A 562-nucleotide genomic window follows, 5' to 3' on the forward strand; every position below is an offset into this window, starting at 1 on the left:
GTCGGTCGCCGACTGGCGGACCTGCTGGCGGGACGCGGTGACCGACCCCGAATGCTCCCCCTGGCTGCGCGGTGTGCTGGAGAGCTGCATCGACGGGAAGAACGCGCACTGGATCCGGCTGTCCGAACGCTGGGCCGTGGACGGCGCCACCGGCGACTACCTGGTCCGGCTGCCCTCGCTGATCGGGCGGCAGATTTCCGACCAGTTCTGCGCGCGCGTCGGCGAGCGGCTCTACGGACTCTGCGGGCTGGGGGTGGGCGAGTCGAAGGTGTTCTTCGCCGGCGGCTCCTCGCCGTCCTACGAGGCCATGGCGCAGGTCCACGCGGTGCTGTCCGCGGCCTTTGCGGTGCACGGCTCGTATGCGGAGGACATCGGACGCGATCCGATCCGCGAGCCGGTGTTCATTCCCGGCGCGCTGATGCCCGAGAACCTCGCCGCCGAGACCCGCGGTTCCTGAGGCCGCAACCCCGTGTCGCGGGGCTGTGTCGCCGGGAACGGGCGCCTATCATCGGCGCTCACATGGACGCCCTCCGCCGCCAACTGCTCCGCCATGCCGCGCTCG

At 71.5% G+C, this 562-nt stretch carries 1 protein-coding gene; it reads left to right on the plus strand.

The genetic code is table 11. The features are described from left to right. The coding region (locus tag FUT87_RS27125) for a hypothetical protein (RefSeq protein WP_222617321.1) at positions 1-457 on the plus strand (457 nt) is incomplete at its 5' end. Between the last annotated feature and the right edge of the window lie 105 nt (positions 458-562).

Source organism: Mitsuaria sp. TWR114 (genome assembly GCF_007997345.1).